The sequence below is a fragment of the Flavonifractor plautii ATCC 29863 genome, assembly GCF_000239295.1.
GTDB lineage: Bacteria > Bacillota > Clostridia > Oscillospirales > Oscillospiraceae > Flavonifractor > Flavonifractor plautii.
Map to the genome: position 1 here is coordinate 30,194 of NZ_JH417703.1, position 25,925 is coordinate 56,118.

Annotated in this window: 22 protein-coding genes and 1 tRNA gene; 11 read left to right on the forward strand and 12 right to left on the reverse strand. The window is 64.6% G+C overall.

The window, feature by feature from the left end; all coding sequences use genetic code 11:
- Positions 1-6: 6 nt before the first annotated feature.
- The 5 genes from feoB to HMPREF0372_RS06250 form a co-directional block, all read right to left on the reverse strand.
- Positions 7-2,175: a ferrous iron transport protein B gene (feoB, locus tag HMPREF0372_RS06230; protein WP_007489902.1), complete on the reverse strand. Its 2,169-nt coding sequence runs from the start codon at positions 2,173-2,175 to the stop codon at positions 7-9.
- 112 nt (positions 2,176-2,287) lie between these two features.
- Entirely contained in the window at positions 2,288-2,509 is a 222-nt protein-coding gene (locus HMPREF0372_RS06235) for a FeoA family protein (protein ID WP_007489904.1), read from the reverse strand.
- 16 nt (positions 2,510-2,525) lie between these two features.
- The gene (locus HMPREF0372_RS06240) at positions 2,526-2,738 is read right to left on the reverse strand and encodes a FeoA family protein (RefSeq protein WP_007489905.1); all 213 of its coding nucleotides are present in this window, start codon (positions 2,736-2,738) and stop codon (positions 2,526-2,528) included.
- Between the two features lie 193 nt (positions 2,739-2,931).
- Positions 2,932-3,264 carry a hypothetical protein gene (locus HMPREF0372_RS06245; RefSeq protein WP_007489908.1) on the reverse strand — a complete coding sequence of 111 codons (333 nt, stop codon included), beginning with the start codon at positions 3,262-3,264 and terminating at the stop codon, positions 2,932-2,934.
- 222 nt (positions 3,265-3,486) lie between these two features.
- Positions 3,487-5,241 (reverse strand): ABC transporter ATP-binding protein, encoded by a 1,755-nt coding sequence (locus HMPREF0372_RS06250; RefSeq protein ID WP_007489909.1) that lies wholly within the window; start codon positions 5,239-5,241, stop codon positions 3,487-3,489.
- A 180-nt stretch (positions 5,242-5,421) separates the two neighbouring features.
- On the opposite strand from HMPREF0372_RS06250, the gene deoD reads away from it, so the two are divergent.
- Positions 5,422-6,144 (forward strand): purine-nucleoside phosphorylase, encoded by a 723-nt coding sequence (deoD, locus tag HMPREF0372_RS06255; protein WP_007489910.1) that lies wholly within the window; start codon positions 5,422-5,424, stop codon positions 6,142-6,144.
- Between the two features lie 94 nt (positions 6,145-6,238).
- Here deoD and HMPREF0372_RS06260 read toward each other — a convergent pair.
- A tRNA-Val gene (locus tag HMPREF0372_RS06260) sits at positions 6,239-6,314 on the reverse strand.
- Between the two features lie 125 nt (positions 6,315-6,439).
- On the opposite strand from HMPREF0372_RS06260, the gene HMPREF0372_RS06265 reads away from it, so the two are divergent.
- From HMPREF0372_RS06265 to HMPREF0372_RS06300, 8 genes are all read left to right on the forward strand, one after another.
- Entirely contained in the window at positions 6,440-7,234 is a 795-nt protein-coding gene (locus HMPREF0372_RS06265) for an alpha/beta hydrolase (RefSeq protein WP_007489912.1), read from the forward strand.
- Positions 7,231-7,956: an elongation factor P 5-aminopentanone reductase gene (gene ymfI, locus HMPREF0372_RS06270; protein ID WP_007489913.1), complete on the forward strand. Its 726-nt coding sequence runs from the start codon at positions 7,231-7,233 to the stop codon at positions 7,954-7,956. The genes HMPREF0372_RS06265 and ymfI overlap by 4 nt, the downstream gene beginning before the upstream one ends.
- Before the next feature lie 132 nt (positions 7,957-8,088).
- The gene (locus HMPREF0372_RS06275; protein ID WP_007489916.1) at positions 8,089-9,303 is read left to right on the forward strand and encodes an ABC transporter substrate-binding protein; all 1,215 of its coding nucleotides are present in this window, start codon (positions 8,089-8,091) and stop codon (positions 9,301-9,303) included.
- A gap of 160 nt (positions 9,304-9,463) precedes the next feature.
- Positions 9,464-10,384, forward strand: a complete 921-nt coding sequence (locus tag HMPREF0372_RS06280) for a branched-chain amino acid ABC transporter permease (protein ID WP_007489918.1) — start codon at positions 9,464-9,466, stop codon at positions 10,382-10,384.
- 10 nt (positions 10,385-10,394) lie between these two features.
- Positions 10,395-11,477 carry a branched-chain amino acid ABC transporter permease gene (locus HMPREF0372_RS06285; protein WP_007489920.1) on the forward strand — a complete coding sequence of 361 codons (1,083 nt, stop codon included), beginning with the start codon at positions 10,395-10,397 and terminating at the stop codon, positions 11,475-11,477.
- Between the two features lie 5 nt (positions 11,478-11,482).
- The gene (locus HMPREF0372_RS06290; RefSeq protein WP_414016157.1) at positions 11,483-12,325 is read left to right on the forward strand and encodes an ABC transporter ATP-binding protein; all 843 of its coding nucleotides are present in this window, start codon (positions 11,483-11,485) and stop codon (positions 12,323-12,325) included.
- A 12-nt stretch (positions 12,326-12,337) separates the two neighbouring features.
- The gene (locus HMPREF0372_RS06295) at positions 12,338-13,039 is read left to right on the forward strand and encodes an ABC transporter ATP-binding protein (RefSeq protein WP_338029197.1); all 702 of its coding nucleotides are present in this window, start codon (positions 12,338-12,340) and stop codon (positions 13,037-13,039) included.
- Positions 13,040-13,162: 123 nt separating this feature from the next.
- A complete protein-coding gene (locus HMPREF0372_RS06300; protein ID WP_009257207.1) occupies positions 13,163-14,011 on the forward strand; it encodes a zinc dependent phospholipase C family protein in 849 nt (282 codons plus the stop codon).
- A 36-nt stretch (positions 14,012-14,047) separates the two neighbouring features.
- On the opposite strand, the gene HMPREF0372_RS06305 is transcribed toward HMPREF0372_RS06300, so the two are convergent.
- From HMPREF0372_RS06305 to HMPREF0372_RS06325, 5 genes are all read right to left on the reverse strand, one after another.
- Entirely contained in the window at positions 14,048-14,353 is a 306-nt protein-coding gene (locus tag HMPREF0372_RS06305) for a TIGR04076 family protein (protein ID WP_007489925.1), read from the reverse strand.
- Positions 14,350-15,126, reverse strand: coding sequence for a TIGR03915 family putative DNA repair protein (locus HMPREF0372_RS06310; RefSeq protein WP_007489926.1), 777 nt, complete (start codon positions 15,124-15,126; stop codon positions 14,350-14,352). The genes HMPREF0372_RS06305 and HMPREF0372_RS06310 overlap by 4 nt, the downstream gene beginning before the upstream one ends.
- 9 nt (positions 15,127-15,135) lie before the next feature.
- Complete coding sequence (locus tag HMPREF0372_RS06315; protein WP_007489927.1) at positions 15,136-16,401, reverse strand: putative DNA modification/repair radical SAM protein; 1,266 nt, start codon at positions 16,399-16,401, stop codon at positions 15,136-15,138.
- A gap of 115 nt (positions 16,402-16,516) precedes the next feature.
- On the reverse strand, positions 16,517-17,983 hold the full coding sequence (locus HMPREF0372_RS06320) for an S-layer homology domain-containing protein (protein WP_007489928.1): 1,467 nt from the start codon (positions 17,981-17,983) through the stop codon (positions 16,517-16,519).
- Between the two features lie 62 nt (positions 17,984-18,045).
- Positions 18,046-18,570, reverse strand: coding sequence for a nitroreductase (locus HMPREF0372_RS06325; RefSeq protein WP_007489929.1), 525 nt, complete (start codon positions 18,568-18,570; stop codon positions 18,046-18,048).
- Positions 18,571-18,681: 111 nt separating this feature from the next.
- Here HMPREF0372_RS06325 and HMPREF0372_RS06330 point away from each other — a divergent pair, with 111 nt between their 5' ends.
- Complete coding sequence (locus tag HMPREF0372_RS06330; protein WP_007489930.1) at positions 18,682-19,986, forward strand: putative ABC transporter permease; 1,305 nt, start codon at positions 18,682-18,684, stop codon at positions 19,984-19,986.
- Between the two features lie 284 nt (positions 19,987-20,270).
- Here the strand turns inward: HMPREF0372_RS06330 and nifJ are convergent, their stop codons facing one another.
- Positions 20,271-23,906 carry a pyruvate:ferredoxin (flavodoxin) oxidoreductase gene (gene nifJ, locus HMPREF0372_RS06335; RefSeq protein ID WP_024723883.1) on the reverse strand — a complete coding sequence of 1,212 codons (3,636 nt, stop codon included), beginning with the start codon at positions 23,904-23,906 and terminating at the stop codon, positions 20,271-20,273.
- A 443-nt stretch (positions 23,907-24,349) separates the two neighbouring features.
- Here nifJ and HMPREF0372_RS06340 point away from each other — a divergent pair, with 443 nt between their 5' ends.
- Positions 24,350-25,864: a YifB family Mg chelatase-like AAA ATPase gene (locus tag HMPREF0372_RS06340; protein ID WP_007489935.1), complete on the forward strand. Its 1,515-nt coding sequence runs from the start codon at positions 24,350-24,352 to the stop codon at positions 25,862-25,864.
- The last annotated feature ends 61 nt before the right edge of the window (positions 25,865-25,925 follow it).

Sequence of the window (25,925 nt, forward strand, 5' to 3'; positions counted from 1 at the left end):
CGCTCCTTACTTGGCCGCGGCGGCGACGGCGGAAATGGAGAGGGTGTTCTCGTCGTACTTGTTTCTGCGGACAAGGAGGTAGACCAGGCCGACGAGGGCGGCAGCGGCGGCGATGGTGCCGATGCCGAAGGAGACCTCGCCGGTGATAAGCCCGCCGAGCTGGTAGACGATGAGGGAGACCACATAGGCAAAGCCGCACATATAGCCGATGGCGCCCAGGGTCCACCTGGCGTTGTTCATTTCCCGCTTGATGGCGCCCATAGCCGCAAAGCAGGGGGCGCACAGCAGGTTGAAGATCATAAAGCTGTAAGCGCTCAGGGCGGTGAAGTGGGTGCCCACGGCGGCCAGCAGGCCGGGGTCCTCCTCCGTCAGATCGGCGCCCAGACCGAAGAGCACGCCGAAGGTGGACACCACGTTCTCCTTGGCGATGAGGCCGGTAACGGTGGCCACGGTGGCCTGCCAGGTGCCGAAGCCCAGGGGTGCAAAGAGAAAGGCCACCGCGCCGCCAATGGCCGCCAGCAGGGAGGTGTTGTTGTCCTCCACCATGCCGAAGCCCGCCTCGGTAAAGCCGAAGCCCTGGAGGAACCAGAGGATGATGGAGGAGGCCAGGATGATGGTGCCGGCCCGCTTGATGAAGGACCAGCCGCGCTCCCAAGTGGCCCGCAGGACGTTGCCCACAGAGGGCACGTGGTAGGCGGGCAGCTCCATAACGAAGGGGGCGGGGTCGCCTGCAAACGCCTTGGTCTTTTTCAGGATGATGCCGGAAAAGATGATGGCCGCCACGCCGATGAAGTAGGCGGACACCGCCACCAGGCCGCTGCCGCCGAACAGGGCGCCGGCGAACAGGCCGATGATGGGCATCTTGGCCCCGCAGGGCACGAAGCAGGTGGTCATGACCGTCATCCGGCGGTCGCGCTCGTTCTCAATGGTACGGGAGGCCATGACGCCGGGCACGCCGCAGCCGGAGCCGATGAGCATGGGGATAAAGCTCTTGCCGCTCAGGCCAAACTTGCGGAAGATACGGTCCATGATGAACGCCACGCGGGCCATGTAGCCCACATCCTCCAGGATGGACAGCATCAGGAACAGCACCAGCATCTGGGGCACGAAGCCCAGCACCGCGCCCACGCCGGCAATGATGCCGTCCACAATCAGCCCCTGCAGCCAGGGGGCGGTGCCGATGCCCTCCAGCCAGCCGCTCACCGCCGGCGGCACAATCTCGCCGAACAGCACGTCGTTGGTCCAACCGGTCACCCAGTCGCCCACCGTGCCGATGGCCACATAGTACACCGCAAACATAACCGCCGCGAAAATCGGCAGGGCCAGAATCCGGTTGGTCACAATCCGGTCAATCTTGTCAGAGGTGGTCAGGCTGTGGGCCGCCGCCTTCTTCTTCACGGCCTTGTTCACAACCCCGTTGATGTACGCGTACCGCTGGTTGGTGATGATGCTCTCCGCGTCGTCGTCCAGCTCCTTCTCGCAGTCGGCGATGTGGGCCTCCAGGTGGGCCTTCAGCTCACCCGTCAGATTCAACTGGGCCATCACCTTGTCGTCCCGCTCAAACACCTTGATGGCGTACCACCGCAGGTAACGGTCGTCCACCAGCCCCGCAATGGACTCCTCGATGTGGGCGATGGCGTGCTCCACGCTGCCCGTGAACACGTGGGGCAGCTCACCCGCCCGGTGGGACTTGGCCAGCGCCACGGCCTTCTCCGCCGCGGTCATGCCGCCCTCGCCCTTCAGCGCGCTCATGCTCACCACCTCGCACCCCAGGGCCTCCCCCAGCCTGCCGAGGTCGATCTTGTCCCCGTTCTTCCGCACCAGGTCGATCATGTTGACCGCAACCACCACCGGAATCCCCAGCTCGATGAGCTGCGTCGTCAGGTACAGGTTGCGCTCGATGTTCGTGCCGTCCACGATGTTCAGAATCGCGTCCGGCTTCTCACCCACCAGATAGCTCCGCGCCACCACTTCCTCCAGCGTGTACGGAGACAGCGAGTAGATGCCGGGCAGGTCCTGAATGACCACCTCCTTGTGGCCCTTCAGCTTGCCCTCTTTTTTCTCCACTGTTACGCCGGGCCAGTTGCCCACGTACTGGTTTGAACCGGTCAGGGCGTTGAACAGCGTCGTCTTGCCGCAGTTCGGGTTCCCCGCCAGCGCGATCTTAAGCTCCATAATCTCTCAGTCCCTTCCTTTTCCGTGAGTTTGATATAACTAATTCACAGATGCAGTACCGCTCCGCTGTGCCGCCTTTGGCGGCGCGGCCGTATCCGGGGAAGCGCTCCCCCTAGGCGATTTCGATCATCTCCGCATCGGCCTTGCGCACGCTCAGCTCATAGCCGCGCACGTTCAGCTCCATGGGGTCGCCCAGAGGGGCGACCTTGCGCACGTGCAGCGCCACGCCCTTGGTGATCCCCATGTCCATGATCCGGCGCTTGACCGCCCCCTCACCGTGGAGCTTGACCACCGTGACAGTGTCTCCTACCTTTGCATCCCGCAGTGTCTTCATGTTCTGTCTCCTCTCCTCAGATCATAACCCGGTGGGCCATAGTCCTGTCCAGAGCAATGCGGCTGTCCTTGACCTGCACAATCAAGTTGCCGCCCAGCTCGCTGACCACCGTAACCGTTCCGTCCACCACAAATCCAAGCTCGGCCAGGTGCTGGCGGATCTCATCCTTCCCGGTAATCTTCCGAATGGTCACCGTCTCGCCCTGCTTTGCCAGCGTCAGAGGCATCATCGTGGCTTCTCTCCCTTACAGGTTAACTTCTGCTAACCAATTTTCTTTTATCAGGCGGTTAGCTAATGCTAACCGCCTAGAACAAATTGAGTTTACACCCGCTAACTCAATTTGTCAATAGTCTTCTGCATATTTTTCCCTCTGCACAAAATTGCCCCGGTGCGCAGAGCCGCACCGGGGCAATTTTTCGGTTCTATCCCGCGAAAAAGCGCAGCACCACCGCCGCCAGCAGCACAACCACCGCGCCAGTGGCCGCCAGATCCACGGTCAGCGCCAGCGTGCGCCGCCGCCGGACCGGCCGGGGCCGGCCGGGCGCCTCCTCCCGCGGGGCATACTCCTCCGGGTGGGCGGCCTGCCGGTAGGCGGTGAAATCCACCACCTTCCCGCCCGCAGGCGTCACCGGGCGGCGGGGCCGGGGGACAAAGGCATAGCAGACCGTCTCCTGCCCGCCGCTGGCCCTGCGGCCCGCGGCTTCTCCGCAGACAGTGAGTCGTTTGGCATCCAGACTGTAATAGATGGTCTCCATGTCGTTCCCTCCTGCATCGGTTTTCCAGTTGACAAACCGATTTTACTCCATGCTCTGTCCCATAGACCGGGCTGGGTCGAAAAAAAGATCCAATGGGTTAAATAGAACTTTCGTTCGATTTTAGTATACAACATTTGTTCGATTTTTGCAAGCCCCATTTATGTACGGCAGCACAAAAAACGGGACAGCCCGCCAGGGCCGTCCCGTTTTTGGGAGGTTATACTATACAGATACCGATTTCTGCGCAAGATATAACTGTGCGTATTCTCCGCCCTTGGCCATAAGCTCCTCATGGGTCCCCTCCTCCTGAATGCCGTTGCCGTCAATGACGAGAATACGGCTGGCAGAGCGGATGGTGGACAGGCGGTGGGCGATGATGAGGGTGGTGCGGCCCTTTGCCAGCTCGTCAAAGGCGGACTGGATGCGGGCCTCGGTGACCGAGTCCAGGGCGGAGGTGGCCTCGTCCAGAATAAGGACGGGCGGATTTTTCAGGAAAATGCGGGCAATGGACACCCGCTGCTTCTGGCCGCCGGAGAGCATGGCGCCCCGCTCGCCCACCTGGGTCTGGAAGCCGTCGGGCATGTCCAGGATGTCGTCGTAGATCTCCGCCCGCTTGGCGGCCTCCACGATCTCGGCCTCGGTGGCGTCAGGCCGGCCGTAGCGGATGTTGTCGTAGATGGTGCCGGCAAAGAGAAAGACATCCTGCTGGACGATCCCGATATTGGCCCGCAGGGAGTGCTGGGTGAGGGTGCGCACGTCCTTTTCGTCCACCAGCACCCGGCCCCCGGTGACATCGTAGAACCGGGGGATGAGCTGGCACAGGGTGGACTTGCCGCCGCCGGAGGGGCCCACCACCGCCACAGTCTCGCCGGGCCGGACGTGGAGGGTGACGTGCTCCAGCACCGGCGGATCGGAGGGCTCATACCGGAAGGTCACGTCCTCCACCCGGATGTCCCCCTTCACGTCGGTGAGCTCCTGGGCGTCCGGCTCGTCCTGGATGTCGGGCTCCACCCGCATCAGGGCCACAAACCGCTTGAAGCCCGCCATGCCCTGCATAAACTGCTCCACGAAGGCGGAGAGCTTGCGGATGGGGGTGATGAAGGTGGAGATGTAGAGGAAGAAGGTGGTCAAGTCGATGAGATCCATCCGCCCCCGCATGAGCAGGAATCCGCCGAAGGCGATGACAACCACGGACAGGATGCCCATGAAGAACTCCATACCCGACTGATAGAAGGCCATGGCCCGGTAGTAGCCCCGCTTGGCCCCCCGGAACTGGTCGTTGGCCTGGTCGAATTTGGCGCTCTCCGCCGCCTCGTTGGCGAAGGCCTTGGCGGTACGCATGCCGGAGATGGAGGACTCAACCTCCCCGTTAATGCCCGCCAGCTTGGCCTTCACCTCAGTGGAGGCTCGCATCATCCGCTTGCGGCACAGGGTGGTGAACAGGATGAACAGGGGGATTACCGCAAATACGATCAGGGCCAGCTCCCACCGGATGGTGAGCATGACGCAGAAGGCCCCCAGGATGGTGATGGAGGAGATGAACAGATCCTCCGGGCCGTGGTGGGCCAGCTCGGTGATCTCAAACAGGTCGCCGGTGACCCGGCTCATGAGCTGGCCGGTGCGGTTTTTGTCATAGAAGGAAAAGGACAGATCCTGCATGTGGGAGAACAGATCCCGCCGTATGTCGGCCTCCATCCGTACCCCCAGCAGATGCCCCCAGTAGGTGATGATATAGTAAAAGCACCCCTTGAGCACGTAAGCCCCGGCCAGCACCGCCATTACCACGAAAAACGCCGTGAACATCTGTCCGGGCAGCAGCGTCTGCATGGAAAAGCGGGAGACGATGGGGAAGGCCAGGTCCACCAGGCAGATGCACAGGGCACACACCATATCCAGTGCAAACAGCTTCCAGTGGGGCCGGTAATAAGAGGCGAATATCCTCAGATATCCGTCCGTTTTCCACCTCTTTTGCTTCATTTGACGACTCCTCTCTGCAGGTCGATTGTCATATCCGGTCGAGCCGTGCGCCGCGCCGCCGGCATGGCCCTCTTATTTTAATGATATCCCGCCCCAATGTCAACTGAGCTTCCTCCTCCGCCTTGCAAAGAAGGGCTAGGCCGCTTATAATAGAACCACCAGAAATAAGGGGGAAGAACGATGGGTACACCACACAATGAGGCCGCCCAGGGGGCGTTTGCAAAGACCGTACTGATGCCCGGAGACCCACTGCGGGCCAAATTCATCGCGGAGCATTTTCTCGACGGCGCCAAACTGGTCAACAATGTCCGGGGCGTACAGGGCTATACCGGTACCTACCGGGACACGCCTGTGTCCGTCATGGCCTCAGGCATGGGCATGCCCTCCATGGGCATCTACTCTTACGAGCTGTTTCACACCTACGACGTGGACAACATCATCCGCGTGGGCAGCGTGGGCTCGATCTCTCCCCGGCTGAAGCTGCGGGATGTGGTGCTCGGCCAGGCCGCCTGCACCGACTCCAACTACCCCAGGCAGTACGGGCTGGACGGCACCTTCTCTCCCATCGCGGACTTTACGCTGCTGGAGAGCGCCGTGTCGGCGGCCCGCCGCCTGGGCGTGAAGACCGCCGTGGGCAACCTGCTCAGCTCCGATGTCTTTTACCGCCGGACGGAGGATACTCTGGCCTGGGGCCGGCTGGGCGTGCTGGCCGTAGAGATGGAGAGCGCGGCCCTTTACTGCAACGCGGCGGAGGCCGGCAAGCGGGCTCTGGCCGTCTGCACCGTTTCGGACGACCTGCTGACCGGCGAGGCCCTCTCCACCACCGAGCGCCAGACCTCCTTCACCCAGATGATCACCCTCGCCCTGGAGGTGGCCGTGGACATGGCCGCCCGGCGCGCGTGAACGGGCGTGGAAAGAGCCGCCCATCGGGGCGGCTCTTTCCACGCGAAACAATAAGGGAGGACATAACCCCTGTGGGTCATGTCCCCCGCTAATCTGGTGGACGATACAGGACTTGAACCTGTGACCTCCCGCACGTCAAGCGGATGCTCTACCAGCTGAGCTAATCGTCCAGACAGCGTAGATTATTATATCCGTACAAGCTCTATTTGTCAATACTTTTTTTGATTTTCCCCTTTTCAAAGGGGAAACCGGCTGGTATACTCGGATCAAAGTGGATTGGAAAGGGGTGGCGGGCATGCTCTGCCGACGGGTCTCTCTGGATGAGCTCCATCCGGCGCTGGGCGGGGGCGCCCCGGAGACGGGGCTGGACATATACTGCCGGGGCCGCACCGGCCTGCTGGCCGACGACGGGGCGCGGTGGGCGGTGCTGATCCTCCCCGGCGGGGGATACGAGCGCATTGCCCCGGCGGAGGGAGAGCCGGTGGCCCTGGCCTTTCTGGCCGCAGGGATACAGGCCTTTGTGCTGTCCTACAGTGTGCTGCCCGCCCTCTGGCCCAGGCAATTCCTGGAGGGGGCGGCCGCTCTGGCCTGGATGCGGGCCAACGCCCCGGAGCTGGGCTTCCGGCCCGACCAGGTGGCAGTGTGCGGCTTTTCCGCCGGGGGACATCTGGCGGGCTGCCTGGCCGGCGGGTACGCCGAGCCCCTCCTGAACGAGCGGCTGGGGCTGACGCCGGAGCAGGTGCGGCCGGACGCGGCCATACTGGGCTATCCGGTGGTGCACGAGGCCCGCTATCTGGACCCCCTGGGTGGGGCGGAGGTGCTGCGGCCGGACCGTCGGGTGGGTCCGGGCCACCCGCCCGCCTTTCTCTGGGCCACGGTGGGGGACGCCACGGTGCCGGTGGAAAATACCCTGGACTATGCCCACGCCCTGCGGGCGCGGCAGGTGCCCTTTGAACTGCACCTGTTTCAGGATGGGCCCCATGCCATGGGGCTGGCCGACCGGGAGAGCGCCCGGGACGGGGCCCACTATAACGCCCACGCAGCGGCCTGGCATCCGCTGTGCATAGACTGGCTGAAAGGAAGAGGATGATGGAGCAGAAGGTGGTCCTGATCACCGGCGGAAGCCGGGGCATCGGCGCGGCAACCGCCCGGCGCTTTGCCGCCGGGGGCTGTAAGGTGGTTATCAACTACCACCGTTCCCAGGCCCAGGCGGAGGCCCTGGCGGCGGAGATTGGGGGCTGGGCGGTGCAGGCAGACGTGGCCGATCCGGTCCAGGTGGGAAGAATGGTTGACAATGTGTTGGATAAATTTTGTCAACTTGACATTCTGATATGTAACGCCGGCATTGCACAGCAGAAATTGTTTGGCGATTTGACCGATGACGACTGGCGGCGGATGTTCGCCGTCAACGTGGACGGCGTGTTTCACGCCGTCCGGGCCGCCCTGCCCCACTTCATCCACCGCAAGGCGGGGCGGATCGTCACCGTGTCCTCCATGTGGGGGCAGGTGGGCGGCTCCTGCGAGGTGGCCTATTCCGCCGCAAAGGCCGCGGTGATCGGCCTCACAAGGGCTTTGGCCAAGGAGCTGGGCCCTTCGGGCATCACGGTGAACTGCGTGTCTCCCGGGGTTATTTCCACGGAAATGAACGCCCATCTGGACCGGGAAGCCCTGGCCGCCCTGACGGAGGAGACCCCCCTGGGGGCCATCGGCACCCCGGAGGACGTGGCGGAGGCTATCTGGTATCTCTCCTCCGACGCCGCCCGGTTTGTTACCGGCCAAGTGCTGGCCCCCAACGGCGGGCTGGTAATTTAAGTGTCCGTTTCACAATTTGTTCATATTTTACACAAGGGCGGTCTCTCACAGGCCGCCCTTGTGTATTTTGCTAGTTGACAATTTCAAGTGCACAGAATATAATTGTCAACAACTTCAAAGGAGGATACCACTATGAAAAAGACTCGCTTCCTGTCTCTTGCACTGACGGGTACTCTCTGCGTGTCCCTGCTGGCCGGCTGCGGCGGCAGCGGTGACGGCGGCGGGGCAGCCCAGACCCCCGACGCGGCCAACACCAGCGCCGTCCAGGAGAACACCGGCTCCGCCTTCAAGCTGGGCGGCACCGGCCCTCTGACTGGCGACGCCGCCATCTATGGCCTGGCTGCCCAGCGCGGCGCCCAGATCGCCGTGGATGAAATCAAAGAGGCCGGCGGCGACATTCAGTTCGCGCTGAAGTACGAGGACGATGTGAACGTCCCCGAGACTGCGGTCAACGCCTACAACGCCCTGAAGGAGTGGGGCATGCAGATCTCCCTGGGCTCCGTCACCTCCCAGCCCGGCGTCAGCACCTCCGCCCTGGCCTTTGAGGACCGCATCTTTACCATGACCCCCTCCGGCAGCTCCCCCGATGTCATCAGCGGCAAGGACAACGTCTACCAGATGTGCTTCTCCGACCCCAACCAGGGCCTGGCCTCCGCCCAGTATATCACCGAGCAGGGCCTGGGTGAGAAGGTCTTTATCATCTGGAAAAATGACGATGTGTATTCCACCGGCATTAAGGAACAGTTTGTGAAGGAGGCCGAGACCCTGGGCCTGGAGGTGGTGGGCGACGCCACCTTTACCACCGACACCGCCACCGACTTCTCTGTTCAGCTCACCCAGGCCCAGCAGGCCGGGGCCGACCTGGTGTTCCTGCCCATCTATTATCAGCCCGCCTCCCTGATTCTGAGCCAGGCCGACGCCATGGGCTACACCCCCACCTTCTTCGGCGTGGACGGCATGGACGGCATCCTGACCATGGACGGCTTTGACGCCTCCCTAGCCGAGGGCGTCATGCTGCTGACCCCCTTCAACGCCGACGCCACCGACGAGGCCACCGTCAACTTCGTGACCAAGTACCAGGAGCTCTACGGCGAAACCCCCAACCAGTTTGCCGCCGACGCCTATGACTGCGTCTACGCCTACAAGATGGCCCTGGAGGCCGCCGGCTGCACCCCCGACATGAGCAATGAGGAGCTCTGCGACGCCCTGATTGCCACCTTCCCCACCATTACCCTGACCGGCCTGACTGGCGACGGCGCCGGCATCACCTGGGATGCCTCCGGCGAGGTATCCAAGAGCCCCAAGGGCATGGTTATCGAGAACGGCGCTTACGTGGGCATGGACTGATCGCCAGTCCCAGCGTTCACAAAACACGGTTCCGGGAGGGCTGCCGGCACGGTCGGCGGCCCTCCCGCCAACTGCTTACACAGAACAAATGGATGATTGCGGCCGGGCAACGGCCCGCCATTGCCCGGCCGCAATCATCCATGACAGAGAGGTGTGTGTTATGGTCTTCCTCAACTACCTGATCAACGGGATCAGCCTGGGCAGCATCTACGCCATCATCGCCCTGGGGTACACCATGGTCTACGGCATCGCCAAGATGCTCAACTTCGCCCACGGCGATGTCATCATGGTGGGCGCGTACATCTGCTTTTTCAGCATGAACGGGCTGTCCTCCCTCTTCGCCCCGGGCAGCCTGGCCGCGCTGGTGGTTCCCGCCCTGGCTGGTACGGTGCTGGCCATGGTGGTGTGCACCGTGCTGGGCATCACCATCGAGCGGCTGGCCTACAAGCCCCTGCGGCAGGCCACCTCCCTGGCGGTGCTCATCACCGCCATCGGCGTGAGCTACTTCCTCCAGAATGCGGCCCAGCTCCTGTGGAGCTCCAGCCCCAAGGTGTTTACCCCCGTGGTGAGCCCATCCGCCAAGCTGACCCTGTTTGACGGCCAGCTCTCCATCTCCTGGCTGACCATCGTGACCGTCCTGGTGTGCGTGGCCATCATGCTGGCCCTCACCGCCTTTACCGGCCGCACCAAGATGGGCAAGGCCATGCGGGCCTGCTCGGAGGACAAGGCGGCGGCCCAGCTCATGGGCATCGACGTCAACCGCACCATCTCCATGACCTTTGCCATCGGCTCCGCCTTGGCGGCCATCGCAGGCGTCCTGTTCCTGTCCACCTACACCAGCCTGACCCCCACCACCGGCTCCATGCCCGGCATCAAGGCCTTTACCGCCGCCGTGTTCGGCGGCATCGGCTCCATCCCCGGCGCCCTGCTGGGCGGCCTGCTGCTGGGCGTCATTGAGACCTTTGCCCGCGCCTACATCTCCACCGAGCTGTCCACCGCCATCGTGTTCGGTGTGCTGATCATCGTCCTGCTGGTGAAGCCCGCCGGCCTGCTGGGCAAGACCGTCCGTGAGAAAGTGTGAGGTGGACGCGATGAGACAACTTGGACAGATGAAAAAATCCACCAAAAACAGCCTGTTTACCTACACGCTGGTCATTGCGGCCTTTGTGGTGGTGCAGGCCCTGCGGATGGGCCCTGGCGTGGGCGCCATGCTGGAGGGGCAGCTCATCCCCATCTGCGCCTACATCGTCATGGCGCTGGCCCTGAACCTGGTGGTGGGCGTCTCCGGCGAGCTGAGCCTGGGCCACGCCGGTTTCATGAGCATTGGAGCCTTTGCCGGCTCTGCCCTGGCCCTGGCTCTCCAGAGCACCGTCACCCTTTCCCCCCTGCGCCTGGCCCTGGCCATGGTATTCGGCGCGGTCATCGCCGCCGCGCTGGGCTTTCTCATCGGCATCCCCGTGCTGCGCCTCAATGGCGACTACCTGGCCATCGTCACCCTGGCCTTTGGCGAGATCATCAAGAGCATCATCACCAACGTCTACCTGGGCGTGGATGAAAACGGCCTCCAGTTCAGCTTCCTCTCCAACAAAAACGAGCTGGCCGACGGCGGGGTGGAGCTCATCCGCGGTCCCATGGGCGTGATGAACACCCAGCGCATCTCCACCTTTATTGCCGGCTTTGTACTGGTGCTGGTGGCCCTGGTGGTCATCTTCAACCTGGTCAACAGCCGCACCGGCCGGGCCGTCATGGCCGCCCGGGACAACCGCATCGCCGCCGAGAGCGTGGGCATCAGCGTCACCAAGTACAAGATGATCGCCTTTGTGGTCTCCGCCGCCCTGGCGGGCGCGGCGGGCACCCTGTACGGGTGCAGCCAGACCACCTTTGCCGCCACCAAGTTCGACTTCAATACCTCCATTCTGATTCTGGTGTTCGTGGTGCTGGGCGGCCTGGGCAACATGTGGGGCTCCGTCATTGCCGCCGCCGCCCTCACCATTCTGCCCGAGGCCCTGCGCCAGTTCTCCAACTACCGCATGCTGGTGTACGCCATTGTGCTGATCCTGGTCATGCTGGCCACCAACAATCCCACCCTGAAGGGCTTCTTCTCCCGGCTGTTCCACCGGGAGCGGGCGGACGCGCCCCATGCGGCGGCGGTGAAAGGAGGCGGCAAGCAGTGAGCAGCATAAAGCGACCCGAGACCAAGCTGGTCCCGGTGCCCAGCGTCAACAAGATTCCAGAGCGGGACGTGGACAAGAGCCCCATCCTGGAGGCCCAGCACCTGGGCATCGACTTCGGCGGCCTCACCGCCGTCAACGAGTTCAACATGGCCATCGGCCGCACTGAGATCGCCGGCCTGATCGGCCCCAACGGCGCGGGCAAGACCACGGTGTTCAACCTGCTGACCAAGGTGTACCAGCCCACCCGGGGCACCGTTCTGCTGGACGGAGTGGACACCCACAACATGAACACAGTGCAGGTCAACAAGGCGGGCATCGCCCGTACCTTCCAGAACATCCGCCTGTTTAACAACCTGAGCGTGGAGGACAATGTCAAAATCGGCATGCACAATTCCATCCACTGCGGCCTGTTCAGCGGCATTCTCCGCCTGCCCCGGTACTGGAAGGAGGAGAAGACCGCCCATGAGCGCGCGCTGGAGCTGCTCTCCATTTTTGACATGCAGGATTTGGCGGGGGCCAAGGCGGGCTCCCTGCCCTACGGCGCCCAGCGCCGGCTGGAGATCGTCCGCGCCCTGGGTACCAACCCGTCCCTGCTTCTGCTGGACGAGCCGGCGGCGGGCATGAACCCCTCTGAGACGGCGGAGCTGATGGAGAACATCGTCAAAATCCGCGACACCTTCCAGATTGCCATTCTCCTCATCGAGCACGACATGAACCTGGTTATGGGTATCTGCGAGGGCATCTGCGTGCTCAACTTCGGCCAGATCATCGCCAAGGGCACCCCCACGGAAATTCAGAACAACCCGGAGGTCATCAAGGCCTACCTGGGCGGCGGAAAGGAGGGCTGAGAGATGGCTGTGATGCTGGATGTCAAGAACATCAACGTCTATTACGGCGCCATTCACGCCGTCAAGGACATCTCCTTTCAGGTCAACGAGGGGGAGATTGTCACCCTCATCGGCGCCAACGGTGCGGGCAAGACCACCACACTGCAAACCGTGTCCGGTCTGCTCCACACCCGCACCGGCTCCATTGAGTTCCTGGGGCAGCCCATCCAGAACGTCCCCGCCTCCAAGCTGGTGGGCCGCGGACTGGCCCAGGTGCCGGAGGGCCGCCGGGTCTTTCAGCAGATGACAGTGGAGGAGAACCTGGAGATGGGCGGCTTCACCCAGCCCGCCTCCACCATCGCCCCCGGCCTGGAGCGGGTGTACGAGCAGTTCCCCCGGCTGAAGGAGCGCCGCCGTCAGGTGGCGGGCACCCTGTCCGGCGGCGAGCAGCAGATGCTGGCCATGGGGCGGGCCCTCATGTCCAACCCCAAGCTGCTCATGCTGGACGAGCCCTCCATGGGCCTGGCCCCCCTGCTGGTGGAGCAGATCTTCGCCATCATCAAGGAGCTCCACCGGGCGGGCACCACGATTCTCCTGGTGGAGCAGAACGCCCAGATGGCCCTGAGCGTGGCCGACCGGGGCTACGTGCTGGAGACCGGGCGGGTCACCCTCACCGGCCCCGGCCGGGAGCTGCTGGCCGACGAGGCCGTCAAAAAGGCATACCTGGGCGGTTAAACGGCAGCCCGGCGGAGCGCGCTCCGCCGGGCTGTTTTCCATTTCCTCCCCTTGACTGGCGTGCTATAATATGGTCAGCAAGGCAATATCGCCGCGTTGTGCAAGGAGGCGCTGATCCATACCATGCCCAATTACTACGCGCACCTGACGTTTGGCCAACGGGTGCTGGCGGACCTGCCCGCCGGCCTGTCCGAACTCATTGAGCAGGAGCGGGAGGCCTTTGACCTGGGCTGTCTGGGCCCCGACCCGCTGTTCTTCTACCAGCCCATCCGCCCCAACGCCGTCCGGCGGGAGGGGATCAAGATGCACCGCCGCTCCGCCCTGCCCGCGGTGGAGCGTCTGCGCCAGGCTATCGAGGACGGCGTACCCATGTCCACCGGCTACGGAGCTGGCTTCCTCTGCCATTTGGCCCTGGACAGCGCCTGCCACGGCTACGTGGACGACCGGGCCGCCGACGGCCCCATCTCCCACATGGCCATTGAGGGGGAGTATGACCGGATGCTGATGGAGCGGGACGGCCTCAATGCCGCCGAGCAGTCCCCACTGCCCAGCGCCCCGGCCAACCGCGCCGTCTGGGAGGCGGCGTCCCAGGCCTTTGTCCACGCCTCCCCTGACCAGATGCGGCGGGCCTACCGCTCCATGGCCTTCTTCTCCGGCTTCCTGGCCCGCTCCAACGGCCGCATGACCGGCAAGGTCATTGGTGCGGTGAGCCACATGCTCCCCATTCCCTCCGCCAAGGGCATCGCCCTGAAGGAGACGCCCCACCCCTCGGCGCAGGAGAGCAACGCCGACCTCAACCGTCTGCTGGAGGCGGCCATCCCTGAGACAGCGGAGCAGATCACCGCCTTTTTCCAGGCCATTTCGGCGGAAACTCCCGTGCCGCGCTGGTTCGACCGGGACTTCAAGGGCAATCCGCCCCCCATCCCCCAGCGCATCCGCTGGCAGGACATCCCAGAGCACTCCGTTACATGACAAGCGCCGCCCCCGCATTGTGGGGGCGGCGCTTTCTCATTGGGCCTCCAACAGGAAGGTCACCGGGCGCAGCCCGTCGGTACAGCACACCACATTGACCCCCTCCCGCCGCTGCCAGGGGGTATAGGAGGCACCGCAGGACAGGGCGGACACCGAGCGGTAGAGATCGATCCACGCCCAGGGGCAGAAGCCGGCTGGCATTTCCGCGCCCCCGGTATAGAGGAACTGGTCCCCCTCCCGGAAGAAGTCGCAGACGCACTCCTCCGGAGGCTCGGTGAGGTGCTCCCGGATCAGATCGGGGTAAAATCCCTTGCGCAGCACAGTGATTTTCACGTTCTTCATGGTGCAAGCTCCTTTCGCTCCCCCGGTTCGTTTTGAAACTCTGTCATAGTACCCCAGAACCGCTTGGGCATCTGGGTCATGCGGCACCGGGGGTTCTCCCGCCCCTCGATGGCGATGGTGTCGTAAAACCGCCGCCACAGGCGGCGGAAGTCCCGCTCCTCCCGGCCGGGGGCGGCGGCGCGGAACGCCTCCAGGGGCACGATGGCCCACCGCCGGGGCCGGTAAAACAGCGCCTCCCGGTGGGTGCGGTCGTAGAGGACGAAGGACTCCTCCGGATAGCGGGCGCAGAAGTGGGGCCGGAGGAGGGGGAGCACCCGGTTTTTGGGGGCGATCTCCCCCACCAGCACCCCCTCCTGCTCGGAGAAGCGGGTGAAGCCCTTGAGCAAATGGGCCTCCCCGGTCAGGTGGCCCACCGCGCGGGTCAGCACCGCCACCCGGTCGTCGGTGAGATCCCGCACCACCCACGGCCCCCGGTCGTACCCCAGGCGGAGAAACCGCCACAGGTGGAGCTCCCGCTCCTCCAGGCAGGTGAGAAAGCCGTACACCGCCAGCCGCCGCCCCTCCTGCCCCAGCCTGGGGGCCAGGGAGCGGTACACCCGCTGGGCGCGGGCCTCGTCGGTGTCCACCGTCCGCTCCGGCCAGAGGGAAATCCGCCCGTCCTCCGGGGTGGAAAAGCTCATGGGCTCCTCCCGGTGGGCGTAGCTGGCAAATACACAGGTCAAAAAGCCAGCAAAGCTGCCGTCGTAGGCATAGGAAACCGGTGTCCAGTCCATGGCCGCCTCCTAACCCGTCTGCTCGAAGAGGGAGAGCTGCTCCGGCGCGCCCTGGGCCAGCATGGGCCGCTCCTGGGCCACCAGGTGGCGGAGCACCCCGTCGAGGGAGACCCGCAGGCCCTCCAGGTACTTGCCGCCGCAGGTGAGGAAATACTGGGCCCGCTTGAGCACCACCCCCAGCTTTTTCAGCCCCGCAAAGGTGAGGGGCGCGCACCGGCGGGCAACCAGGATGCGCCGGGCGGAGGTCACCCCGATACCCGGCACCCGCAGCAGGGCCTCGTAGTCCGCCCGGTTGACCTCCACCGGGAAGAACTCCGGGTGGTTCAGCGCCCAGGAGCACTTGGGGTCTACCAGGGGATTGAAGTTGGGGTGGGCCTCGTCCAGCAGTTCCTCGGCCCGGAAGTGGTAGAACCGCAGCAGCCAGTCCGCCTGGTAGAGCCGGTGCTCCCGCAGCAGGGGCGGCTTGAAGTCCCGCCGGGCGGGGAGAAGGGCGCTGTCCGACACCGGCATGTAGGCGGAGTAGAACACCCGCTTGAGCTTGTACTTGTCGTAGAGAGCCTGGGTGAGGGTGAGGATGTGCCTGTCGCTCTCCGGCGTGGCGCCGATGATCATCTGGGTGGACTGCCCCGCCGGGGCGAAGCGGGGGGCGTGGCGGAACCGGGCCAGCTCCCCCCGGCTGGCCTGAATGCCATCCCGGATCTGGGCCATGGGGGCCAGGATGGCGGCCTTGGCCTTGTCGGGCGCCAGGCGGCCCAGGCTCTCCTCGCTGGGCAGCTCGATGTTGACGGACAGGCGGTCGGCCAGCAGGCCCAGCTGCCGGGTGAGGAGGGGGTCGGCCCCCGGGATGGCCTTGGCGTGGATATAGCCGCGGAAGCCGTACTCCTCCCGCAGCAGGCGCAGGGCCTCAATCATGGCCTCGGTGGTGCGGTCGGGGCCGCCCCACACGGCGGAGGAGAGGAAGAGTCCCTCGATGTAGTTGCGCCGGTAAAAGCCGATGGTGAGCTCCGCCAGCTCCCGTGGGGTGAAGGCGGCCCGGCGCACATCGCTGGAGCGGCGGTTGACGCAGTAGGCGCAGTCGTAGACGCACCGGTTGGTAAGCAGCACCTTGAGCAGGGAGATGCACCGGCCGTCGGCGGAGAAGGAGTGGCAGCATCCGGCGGCCAGGGTGCTCCCCAGGCCGCCGGGCCGGCCCGCCCGATCCAGCCCGCTGGAGGTGCACGCCGCGTCGTACTTGGCCGCGTCGGCCAGAATGGTCAGCTTGTCCAGCAGCTCCACACTGCCGCCCCCTCTCCTTTTTCTTTAGCTTTATTATATATCGAACATTTGTTTCAGTCAAGAGGGGGATAATGGAAACCCACCCCGGAGCCAAGGCCCGGGGTGGGTTGTTGGGTCAACCTCCCATGTAGGAGAAGTGCATATAGTCGTGGTAGCCCTCGGAATCGTCGCTGCTGTAGGCCCAGGCGCCGCCGCCCCAGCTCCAGCCGTGCTCGGCAAAGATGCGCACCACAGAGGAGTCGGGGGAGATGGAATAGTCATTGCTCCCCGGCTCCCAGCAGCTGCCGGCCAGCACCTGGCCGTCGCGGATCTGATAGTTCTCGTTGGCGTTGATGTCGATGGCGGTGCCGCAGTTGTGCTCACCGGTGGCGGAGTCGCCCCGCCAGGCGTAGCCGCCCACATCGTGGATGGGGAAGCGCTCAGGATCGTTGTAGATCTCGGTAAAGATCTCCTTCACGTCCTCCGCCAGGGCGGCGTGGACGGAGAGGGTAAGGGTGGAGGACACCTTCTCCCCGCCGGAGAGCTGCCACACCGGCACGGTGACGGTAGTCATGGCAGCGGCGGCCTCCTCCTGGCTGGCAAAGCGGCTCTTGCTCTCGTCGCCGAAGAGGAGGATGTGCTTGCGGGCGTTGTCCCCCTGGAAGCTGAGCCAGAAGTCCTGCTTATAGTAGTCCTCATAGGCGGCCTCGCCCCGCTCCACCTTCTCCCAGAACTGTTCCTCCTGAATCTCGGCCCCGGTCATGGGCCGGAAATACAGGGTATAGCTGTCGCAGGCAGTGCTGGTATACGATGCCGTCTCCCGGTCGTAGTCGTAGACGTAGTAGCCCACGTCCAGCCCGTTCGACAGGCTGGACAGGTAGGTACTCACCTCCGTCTCCACCTGCTGGTCGGGCAGGAGGGCCTCGCCGGTGTCGGCGTTCAGAATGTGAAGGGTGACGGTCTGGCTCTCGCCGCGGCAGCTATTGTCCACCTGCTCCAGCACCCGCATCAGCAGCACCGCGCCGTCGCAGCGCTGAAGGGGATCGGCATAGCCGAAGGAGCCGTCGGCCTTGCCCTGGATGACGCAGCGGCGGGCCAGCTCGGCCACCGCCTCCTGGCGGAGGCTGTCCATCCGCCCCCAGTCCGACAGGGCTGTGGGATCAATCGGCTGATCCCAGAAGGAGGGGGTATATTCCTCCGGCAGAGCGTTGCAGAGCACCACCGCGGCATCCTGGCGGGTGACCGCCCCGGTCAGCGCGGCCTCGTCCAGCCCCTCCAGCAGGCCGGCGCTCCGGGCGGCATCCAGCCCCGCCTGATCCCAGGCCGCGCCGGAAGCGGCGCTGCGGGCATATTCCTCCGGGGCAAAGGCCCGGGCGGCCATGGCCAGGAACTGGGGCCAGGTCAGGGGTGCGGAGGGGCTCATGGTGTTGGCCCCGGTGCCCTGGAGGATGCCATAGCCCGCGGCCTCCGTCATGGCGATATAGGCCCAGTGACTGGAGGGCAGGTCGGAGAAGGATGCGGCCGCTGCCCCCGCGGGGGCGGCCATGGGCAGGGCCAGCAGGCCCGTCAGGACCAGTGTGCAGACTCTCTTTACCGTGTGCATGCTCTATCTCTCCTTTACAAGCAACGGATTCCGCGGCCCGGCCGCAGCACCTGTTTTCCTCCCTACCGGACCCGGTAGATGTAGTGCTCCTTGCGGGGGGCAGGTGCAGGGGCCGTGTCCGCCCGGTAGCCCAGGATACAGTGGCCGATGCCCTCGTAGTCGCCCTCCACGCCCCACTGTTGGAGCAGGGCCTTACCCTCCTCGGAGTCAAACACCTCTTTGGCCCGGTGAACCCAGCAAGAGGCCAGCCCCACCGCCTTAGCTGCGTTCATCAGGTTGCTCATGACGCAACTGCCGTCATATACCCGGTTGGTGTTATCCCTGGCCGCCAGCACCACCAGCACGGTGGGCGCACCGTAGAAGGGGTCGGCCTCCGGGGTGCCCAGCACTGCGGCATTCATCTTCCGCAGCTGCTCCACCACAGCGGGATTCTGCACTGCCACGATGATCGGGGACTGCTGGCCCCGGGCGGTGGGGGCATAGGTGCCCGCCTCCAGCACCGCGTCCAGTTCCGCGTCGGTAATCTGCTCCGGCCGGTAGCTGCGGCAGCTCCGGCGCTCCTTCAAAACCTTCAACACTTCGTTCATTGCCAAATTACCTGCCTTTCTTATGAGAGATCGGTTGTATTTTACCGGAAAATACGATAAGATACAATCCTCAGATTCTCTTCCCACCAGTGTTGATGAAAAGAAAGGCGGATGCTTGTGCCTCTGTTTCCCCTCCTATGGCTCTTTTTCTGTTATTCCTTCCTCGGCTGGGTGCTGGAGACGGCGGTTTCCGCCGTCCGCCTTCACCGCTATGTGGACCGCAGCGTGCTGTTCGGCCCGCTGTGCGCCTGCTACGGCATCACTGCCGTTCTGCTTACCGTGGGTCTGCCCGAGCTGCGGGGCAACTACTTCTTCCTCTTCCTGGGCAGCGCTATCTGCTCCACGGTGGTGGAATGGATCGCCGGTCACCTGCTGGAGAAGGCCACCCACACCCGCTGGTGGGACTACTCCAACCGGCGCGGCAACCTGGACGGCTACATCTGTGTCGGCGCCTTCCTCCTGTGGGGCGTGCTGGGCCTGGCGGCCGTACAGTGGATCAACCCGCTGCTCCTGGCCCTCTACCGCTGGCTGCCCCCGCTGGTGGGAGAAATCCTGCTGTGGGTGCTGCTGGCCCTGCTGGCGGCGGACATCGCGGGCACCGTGCTGACCCTCTGCGGCGTCCGCAGCAGCCTGCCCCCGCTGGAGAACCTGAACAGCCGTCTGGCCGCCCTCTCCGTCCGGCTTGGGGAGTGGATTCTCCGCCGCGCCGAGGGGCGCATTCAGAAGGCCCACCCCGGCGCGGTCTTTTCCCGCCGGCGGGAAAGGACCACCGTCAGCCCCTTTGCCCGGGGGGCCAGCTTTTACAGCATCCTGCTCCTGTTCTTTATCGGCGGAGTGGCCGGTGATCTGGCCGAAACCATCTTCTGCCGCCTCAAAATGGGCTGGTGGATGAGCCGCAGCAGCGTGGTGTGGGGCCCCTTCAGCATCGTGTGGGGCCTGGCCCTGGCCGCCGCCACCCTGTTCCTCTACAAATACCGGGACCGCTCGGCCTCCTTTTTCTTTGTGGCGGGCACCCTGCTGGGCGGCCTGTATGAGTACCTGTGCAGCGTCTTTACCGAGCTGGTGTTCGGCACCGTGTTCTGGGACTACAGCGCTATTCCCTTCAACCTGGGCGGGCGCATCAACCTGCTGTACTGCTTCTTCTGGGGCTTCGCCGCGGTGGCCTGGTTCCGGGGGCTCTACCCCATCCTGGCCCGCTGGATCGCCAAGATTCCACCGCGCCCCGGGAAAGCGGTGGTCTGGCTGCTCATCGCCTTCATGTCCGTCAATATGGCGGTCAGCGGCCTGGCCCTGGCACGCTACAGCGCCCGGGCCGCCGGAGAGCCCGCCGACGCGGCCTGGGAACAGTACATGGACGCCCACTACGGTGACGACGTGATGGAGCGCATCTACCCCTATGCCAAGATGACTGGCTGAGTCCAAGCCGTCAAGCACCCTCCGGGTCATGAGACCCGGAGGGTGCCTTTACATGGGGCGGAGAGAGCCGCGTGGGAGGGCGTCGGCTCTGCCCCGCCGGGGCCCCCATCTTTATTTTATCTGTCCGGCGGAACTGAATTCCGCCGGCATCAAGGTTTTGGGCCCACGGCCCAAAACGCTTGGACGGCGCAAAGCGCCGCCCCGCCGTCGGCGGGGCCCCCGAAGAGGCCGCCATATAAAACGGGCCCCGGACGTTTTCGTCCGGGGCCCTTGTGCGAGCTTGTTTACTTGTAGAGCTCCACCAGTCTGGTGAGATGCTCATAGCGCTCCTTGGCGGCCTCTTCGTTCTGGGCAAACAGCTCCTTGGCGCGCTCGGGGAAGGCGCGGGTCAGGGAGGAGTAGCGGGCCTCGTTCATCAGGAACTCCTGATAGCCGCCGGCGGGGGCCTTGGAGTCCAGGGTGAACGGGTTCTTGCCCTCGGCCTTCAGAGCGGGGTTGAACCGGAACAGGTTCCAGTAGCCGCACTCCACGGCCTTCTTCATCTCAACCTGGCAGTTGGCCATACCGCCCTTGATGGAGTGCATCTCACAGGGGGCGTAGCCGATGACCAGGGAGGGGCCGTGGTAGGCCTCAGCCTCGGTGATGGCCTTCAGAGTCTGGTTGGGGTTGGCGCCCATGGCCACCTGGGCCACGTAGACGTAGCCGTACTGCATGGCGATCTCCGCAAGGCTCTTCTTGGGCTGGTTCTTGCCGGCGGCGGCAAACTGGGCCACCTGGCCGATATTGGAGGACTTGGAGGCCTGTCCGCCGGTGTTGGAATAGACCTCGGTATCGAAGACGAAGATGTTGACGTCCTCGCCGGAGGCGATGACGTGATCCAGGCCGCCGTAGCCGATGTCGTAAGCCCAGCCGTCGCCGCCGAAGATCCACACGGACTTCTTAACCAGATACTCCTTCTCCTGGAGAATCTCAGCGGCCAGCTTGCAGGCGTCACACTGGCAGAGCTTCTCACCCTTGGCCTGCAGCTCTTTGCCAAACGCCTGGATCTCGGGCTTGGAGCTGGCCAGCAGCTCGTCCACCGTGCACAGGCCGTCCTCCAGAGCGGCGATGTAGGCCTTGGTGGCCTCGGCGTTGGCCGCGCCGTCCTCCATGGTATCCAGCCACTTCTGGGCAGTCTCCTTAATGGCTGGAGTGCACCACTCCACGGCCAGCAGGGCGCGGGTCTTGTCGGCCAGGCGGCTGCGGATGGCCTTCTGGCCCAGGTGCAGGCCAAGGCCGTGCTCGGCGTTATCCTCGAACAGGGAGTTGGCCCAGGCGGGACCCTTGCCCTCCTTGTTGACGGTGTAGGGAGAGGTGGCAGCCGGGCCGCCCCAGATGGAGGAACAGCCGGTGGCGTTGGAAATATACATACGGTCGCCGCAGACCTGGGTGACCAGGCGGGCATAGGCGGTCTCGGCGCAGCCGGCGCAGGAGCCGGAGAACTCCAGCAGGGGCTGCTTGAACTGGCTGCCCTTGACGGTATTGGTGTCCTCCACGTCGGCCTTGGGGGCCACCTTGGCCACCATGTAGTCAAAGACCTCCTGCTCGGCAGCCTGGGACTCCTGGGGCTTCATGGTCAGGGCCTTGACGGGGCAGGTGCTCACACACACGGAGCAGCCCATGCAGTCCAGCGGGGAAATGGCAATGGCAAACTTGTATACACCCTTGCCCTTGCCGGCCTTGATGTCCACGATCTTGGCCTGAGCGGGGGCGTTCTTGGCCTCCTCCTCAGTGAGGGCATAGGGCCGGATGGTGGCGTGGGGGCAGACATAGGAGCACTGGTTGCACTGGATGCACTTGGTCTGATCCCACTCGGGCACGCTGACGGCCACGCCGCGCTTCTCATAGGCGGAAGCGCCCTGGCAGAAGGTACCGTCCTCGTGGCCGTTGGCAAAGGCGGAGACGGGCAGGCTGTCGCCGTCCATGCGGCCCACGGGCTCCATGATCTCCTTGACCATCTTCACGGTGGCGGCGTTGCCCTCCACGTGCTCGGCCACGGTCTCGTCCTTGGCGTCCTTCCAGGAGGCGGGCACCTCAAACTTGTGGAACGCGGTGGCGCCCATGTCGATGGCCTTGTGGTTCATATCCACCACGTCCTGGCCCTTCTTCAGGTAGGAGTGGGTGGCGGCGTCCTTCATGTAGCCAATGGCCTCCGCCTCGGGCATGACCTTGGCCAGCTTGAAGAAGGCGGACTGGAGGATGGTGTTGGTGCGCTTGCCCATGCCGATCTCGATGGCCAGGTCGATGGCGTTAATGGTGTAGACCTGGATGTTGTGCTCAGCGATGTAGCGCTTGGCCACGGCGGGCATGTGGTGATCCAGCTCCTCGTCAGACCACTGGCAGTTGATGAGGAACACGCCGCCGTCCTTCACGTCGCGGACCATGGGGAAGCCCTTGACGATGTAGGCGGGCACGTGGCAGGCGACAAAGTCGGCCTTGTTGATGTAGTAGGGGGCGCGGATGGGCTCGTCGCCGAAGCGCAGGTGGCTGATGGTTACGCCGCCGGTCTTCTTGGAGTCGTACTGGAAGTAGGCCTGCACGTACTTGTCGGTGTGGTCGCCGATGATCTTGATGGAGTTCTTGTTGGCGCCCACGGTGCCGTCGCCGCCCAGGCCCCAGAACTTGCACTCGATGGTACCGGGGGCCGCGGTGTTGGGGGAGGGCTTCTCCTCCAGGGAGGTGTGGGTCACGTCGTCCACGATGCCGACGGTGAACTGGCGCTTGGGCGCGGACTTGGTCAGCTCCTCATACACGGCGAACACGTTGCTGGGCGGGGTGTCCTTGGAGCCCAGGCCGTAGCGGCCGCCGATGATGGTGGCCTGCCGGCCGGCGTTGGCGAAGGCGGTGACCACGTCCAGGTACAGGGGGTCACCCAGGGCGCCGGGCTCCTTGGTGCGGTCGAGCACGGCGATCTTGGTGGCGGTGGCGGGGATGGCCGCCAGCAGCTTGTCGGCGCGGAAGGGCCGGTACAGACGGACCTTCACCAGGCCCACCTTCTCGCCGTGGGCGTTCAGGTAGTCGATGACCTCCTCGGCCACGTCGCAGATGGAGCCCATGGCGATGATGACCCGGTCGGCGTCGGGTGCGCCATAATAGTTGAAGAGCTGGTAGTTGGTGCCCAGCTTGGCGTTGACCTTGCCCATGTACTCCTCCACGATCTCGGGGAGGGCGTCATAGTACTTGTTGGCGGCCTCGCGGTGCTGGAAGAAAATGTCGCCGTTCTCGTGGGAGCCGCGCATCACGGGGCGCTCGGGGTTGAGGGCGCGCTTGCGGAAGGCCTCCACGGCGTCCATGTCCACCATGTCGGCCAGATCCTCGTTGTCCCAGATGGCGATCTTCTGGATCTCGTGGGAGGTGCGGAAGCCGTCAAAGAAGTTGATAAAGGGGACGCGGCCCTTGATGGCTGCCAGGTGGGCCACGGCGCCCAGGTCCATGACCTCCTGGGGGTTGGACTCGCACAGCATGGCAAAGCCGGTCTGGCGGCAGGCCATGACGTCGGAATGGTCGCCGAAGATGTTCAGCGCGTGGGTGGCCACGGTACGGGCGGACACGTGAAACACGGTGGGCATCAGCTCACCGGCCAGCTTGTACATGTTGGGAATCATCAGCAGCAGGCCCTGGGAGGCGGTGTAGGTGGTGGTCAGCGCGCCCGCGGCCAGAGAGCCGTGGACCGTACCGGCGGCGCCGGCCTCGGACTGCATCTCGATGACATTGACGGTGGTGCCGAAGATGTTCTTGCGGCCCTGGGCGGCCCACTGGTCCACATTGTCGGCCATGGGGCTGGACGGGGTGATGGGGTAGATGCCTGCCACCTCGGTGAAGGCGTAGGACACGTGCGCTGCCGCCGTGTTGCCGTCCATGGTTTTCAGCTTTCTCGCCATAGAAACGATTCCTCCTTGTTCATGGTTCCAGGGCAATGGGAATCCGTCCCCGTCCATCCCCCGGACTGACCGGGCCCGATTCCCATTACCCTGGCTGATTACAGCTGCCTCCGGGCGGAGCCTGTCCCCCCGGGGCGCATACATTTTATCACCTTCATTGACGTTTGTAAATCAAATCTTACTCTGAATTATTATTTTTCTTTTTATTCCTGAATTAGAAGAAATAATTGGATTTTTTCCCTTCTCCTTTGAGAAAAATTATTTAGTTATATATCACTAACTAAACTGAGCATGCTAAAATATGCAGTTTTAAAAGCAGTCCTTTGCCGTATCCTGTTCTCCCCTTCCCTCCGCCGGTACAGGGCCGCTTTTCACCCTTTCGGCGGCGGGTCCGGTATGCTATAATGGATGCAACATGACGAAAGGGAAAGGAGGCGGCACCCATGCTCTGTGAAGTGCGCTCCCTGGGGCTGAGCGGGATCTCCGGCTATGAGGTGCGGGCAGAGTGCGACCTGTCGGCCGGTCTGCCCGCCTTTGAGATCGTGGGCCTGCCTGACGCGGCGGTGAAGGAGGCCCGGGACCGGGTGCGCGCCGCCATTAAAAACTGCGGCTTCACCTTCCCGGTGTCCCGCATCACGGTCAACCTGGCTCCCGCCAACCAGCGCAAGGGGGGCACGGTGTACGATTTGCCCATTCTGGCGGGTATTCTGGCCGCCGGGGGGCAGCTCAGGCTGGACGGGCCGGACAGCGCCTACGTGGGGGAGCTGTCTTTGTCCGGCTCCCTGCGGCCGGTGGTGGGGATGCTGCCCATGGCCCTGGCCGCCCGGAGGGCGGGCATCAAGCGGCTGTACGTCCCCGCCCCCTCCGCCGCCGAGGCCACCCTGGCCGGCGGGCTGGAGGTCTACCCGGTGGAGAGCGTGGGGCAGCTGGCGGCCCATCTGAGGGGGGAGGCCCCTCTGGAGCCGGCGGCGGCCTGGACGCCGGGGCCGGACGACTTTGCCTGCCCCGACTTTGCCGACGTGAAGGGGCAGGAAAACGTGAAGCGCGCCCTGGAGATCGCCGCCGCCGGCGGCCACAACCTCTGCATGGTGGGCCCGCCCGGATCGGGCAAGTCCATGCTGGCCCGCCGCCTGCCCTCCATCCTCCCTGATCTGACCCGGCGGGAGGCCCTGGAGGCCACGGAGATCCACTCCGTCCTGGGCCTCACCACCTCTGAGCACCCCCTGCTGGTGCGGCGGCCCTTCCGCTCCCCCCACCACACGGTGTCCGCCATGGGCATGGCCGGAGGCGGCTCCAGCCCCCGGCCGGGAGAGATCTCCCTGGCCCACAACGGGGTGCTCTTTCTGGACGAGCTTCCCGAGTTCTCCAAGGAGGCCCTGGAGACCCTGCGCCAGCCTCTGGAGGACGGGCGGGTGCAGATCAGCCGGGTGTCGGGCACGGCGGTGTTCCCCGCCCGCTTCATGCTGGTGTGCGCCATGAATCCCTGCAAGTGCGGCTGGTACGGCTATTCGGACCGCTGCCGCTGCTCGCCCCAGGCGGTGGAGAAGTACCTCAGCCGCCTGTCCGGGCCCCTGCTGGACCGCATCGACCTGTTCGTGGAGGTGCCGCCACTGGACTTTGACGCGCTCTCCCGCCGGACCCCGGCGGAGCCCTCCGCCGCCATCAAGGCCCGGGTGGACGGGGCCCGGGCGGTGCAGGCCGCCCGCTTCGGCCCCGGCGGCCCGGCCTGCAACGACCAGATGGGCCCGGCGGAGCTCTCCCGCTTCTGCGCCCTGGACGACGCCTGCCGCGCCGTGATGAAGGGGGCCTTCGACCGGATGGGCCTCACCGCCCGCAGCTACGACCGCATCCTCCGTGTGGCCCGCACCATCGCCGATCTGGACGGGGCGGGGGCCGTCGCCGTGGAGCACCTGGCCGAAGCCCTCCAGTACCGCCCGCCGGAGTACCTGCGGCGGTAGGCCCCCGGACGCGGGTGGAGACAGGCCCGCCTGTAGGTTTGTCAAACATATTGGACGGTGA

Coding starts and splice junctions, on each gene's coding strand:
- feoB (WP_007489902.1), bottom strand. CDS start 2,175: ATGGAGCTTAAGATCGCGCTGGCGGGGAACCCGAACTGCGGCAAGACG.
- HMPREF0372_RS06235 (WP_007489904.1), bottom strand. CDS start 2,509: ATGAAGACACTGCGGGATGCAAAGGTAGGAGACACTGTCACGGTGGTC.
- HMPREF0372_RS06240 (WP_007489905.1), bottom strand. CDS start 2,738: ATGATGCCTCTGACGCTGGCAAAGCAGGGCGAGACGGTGACCATTCGG.
- HMPREF0372_RS06245 (WP_007489908.1), bottom strand. CDS start 3,264: ATGGAGACCATCTATTACAGTCTGGATGCCAAACGACTCACTGTCTGC.
- HMPREF0372_RS06250 (WP_007489909.1), bottom strand. CDS start 5,241: ATGAAGCAAAAGAGGTGGAAAACGGACGGATATCTGAGGATATTCGCC.
- deoD (WP_007489910.1), top strand. CDS start 5,422: ATGGGTACACCACACAATGAGGCCGCCCAGGGGGCGTTTGCAAAGACC.
- HMPREF0372_RS06265 (WP_007489912.1), top strand. CDS start 6,440: ATGCTCTGCCGACGGGTCTCTCTGGATGAGCTCCATCCGGCGCTGGGC.
- ymfI (WP_007489913.1), top strand. CDS start 7,231: ATGATGGAGCAGAAGGTGGTCCTGATCACCGGCGGAAGCCGGGGCATC.
- HMPREF0372_RS06275 (WP_007489916.1), top strand. CDS start 8,089: ATGAAAAAGACTCGCTTCCTGTCTCTTGCACTGACGGGTACTCTCTGC.
- HMPREF0372_RS06280 (WP_007489918.1), top strand. CDS start 9,464: ATGGTCTTCCTCAACTACCTGATCAACGGGATCAGCCTGGGCAGCATC.
- HMPREF0372_RS06285 (WP_007489920.1), top strand. CDS start 10,395: ATGAGACAACTTGGACAGATGAAAAAATCCACCAAAAACAGCCTGTTT.
- HMPREF0372_RS06295 (WP_338029197.1), top strand. CDS start 12,338: ATGCTGGATGTCAAGAACATCAACGTCTATTACGGCGCCATTCACGCC.
- HMPREF0372_RS06300 (WP_009257207.1), top strand. CDS start 13,163: ATGCCCAATTACTACGCGCACCTGACGTTTGGCCAACGGGTGCTGGCG.
- HMPREF0372_RS06305 (WP_007489925.1), bottom strand. CDS start 14,353: ATGAAGAACGTGAAAATCACTGTGCTGCGCAAGGGATTTTACCCCGAT.
- HMPREF0372_RS06310 (WP_007489926.1), bottom strand. CDS start 15,126: ATGGACTGGACACCGGTTTCCTATGCCTACGACGGCAGCTTTGCTGGC.
- HMPREF0372_RS06320 (WP_007489928.1), bottom strand. CDS start 17,983: ATGCACACGGTAAAGAGAGTCTGCACACTGGTCCTGACGGGCCTGCTG.
- HMPREF0372_RS06325 (WP_007489929.1), bottom strand. CDS start 18,570: ATGAACGAAGTGTTGAAGGTTTTGAAGGAGCGCCGGAGCTGCCGCAGC.
- HMPREF0372_RS06330 (WP_007489930.1), top strand. CDS start 18,682: ATGCTTGTGCCTCTGTTTCCCCTCCTATGGCTCTTTTTCTGTTATTCC.
- nifJ (WP_024723883.1), bottom strand. CDS start 23,906: ATGGCGAGAAAGCTGAAAACCATGGACGGCAACACGGCGGCAGCGCAC.
- HMPREF0372_RS06340 (WP_007489935.1), top strand. CDS start 24,350: ATGCTCTGTGAAGTGCGCTCCCTGGGGCTGAGCGGGATCTCCGGCTAT.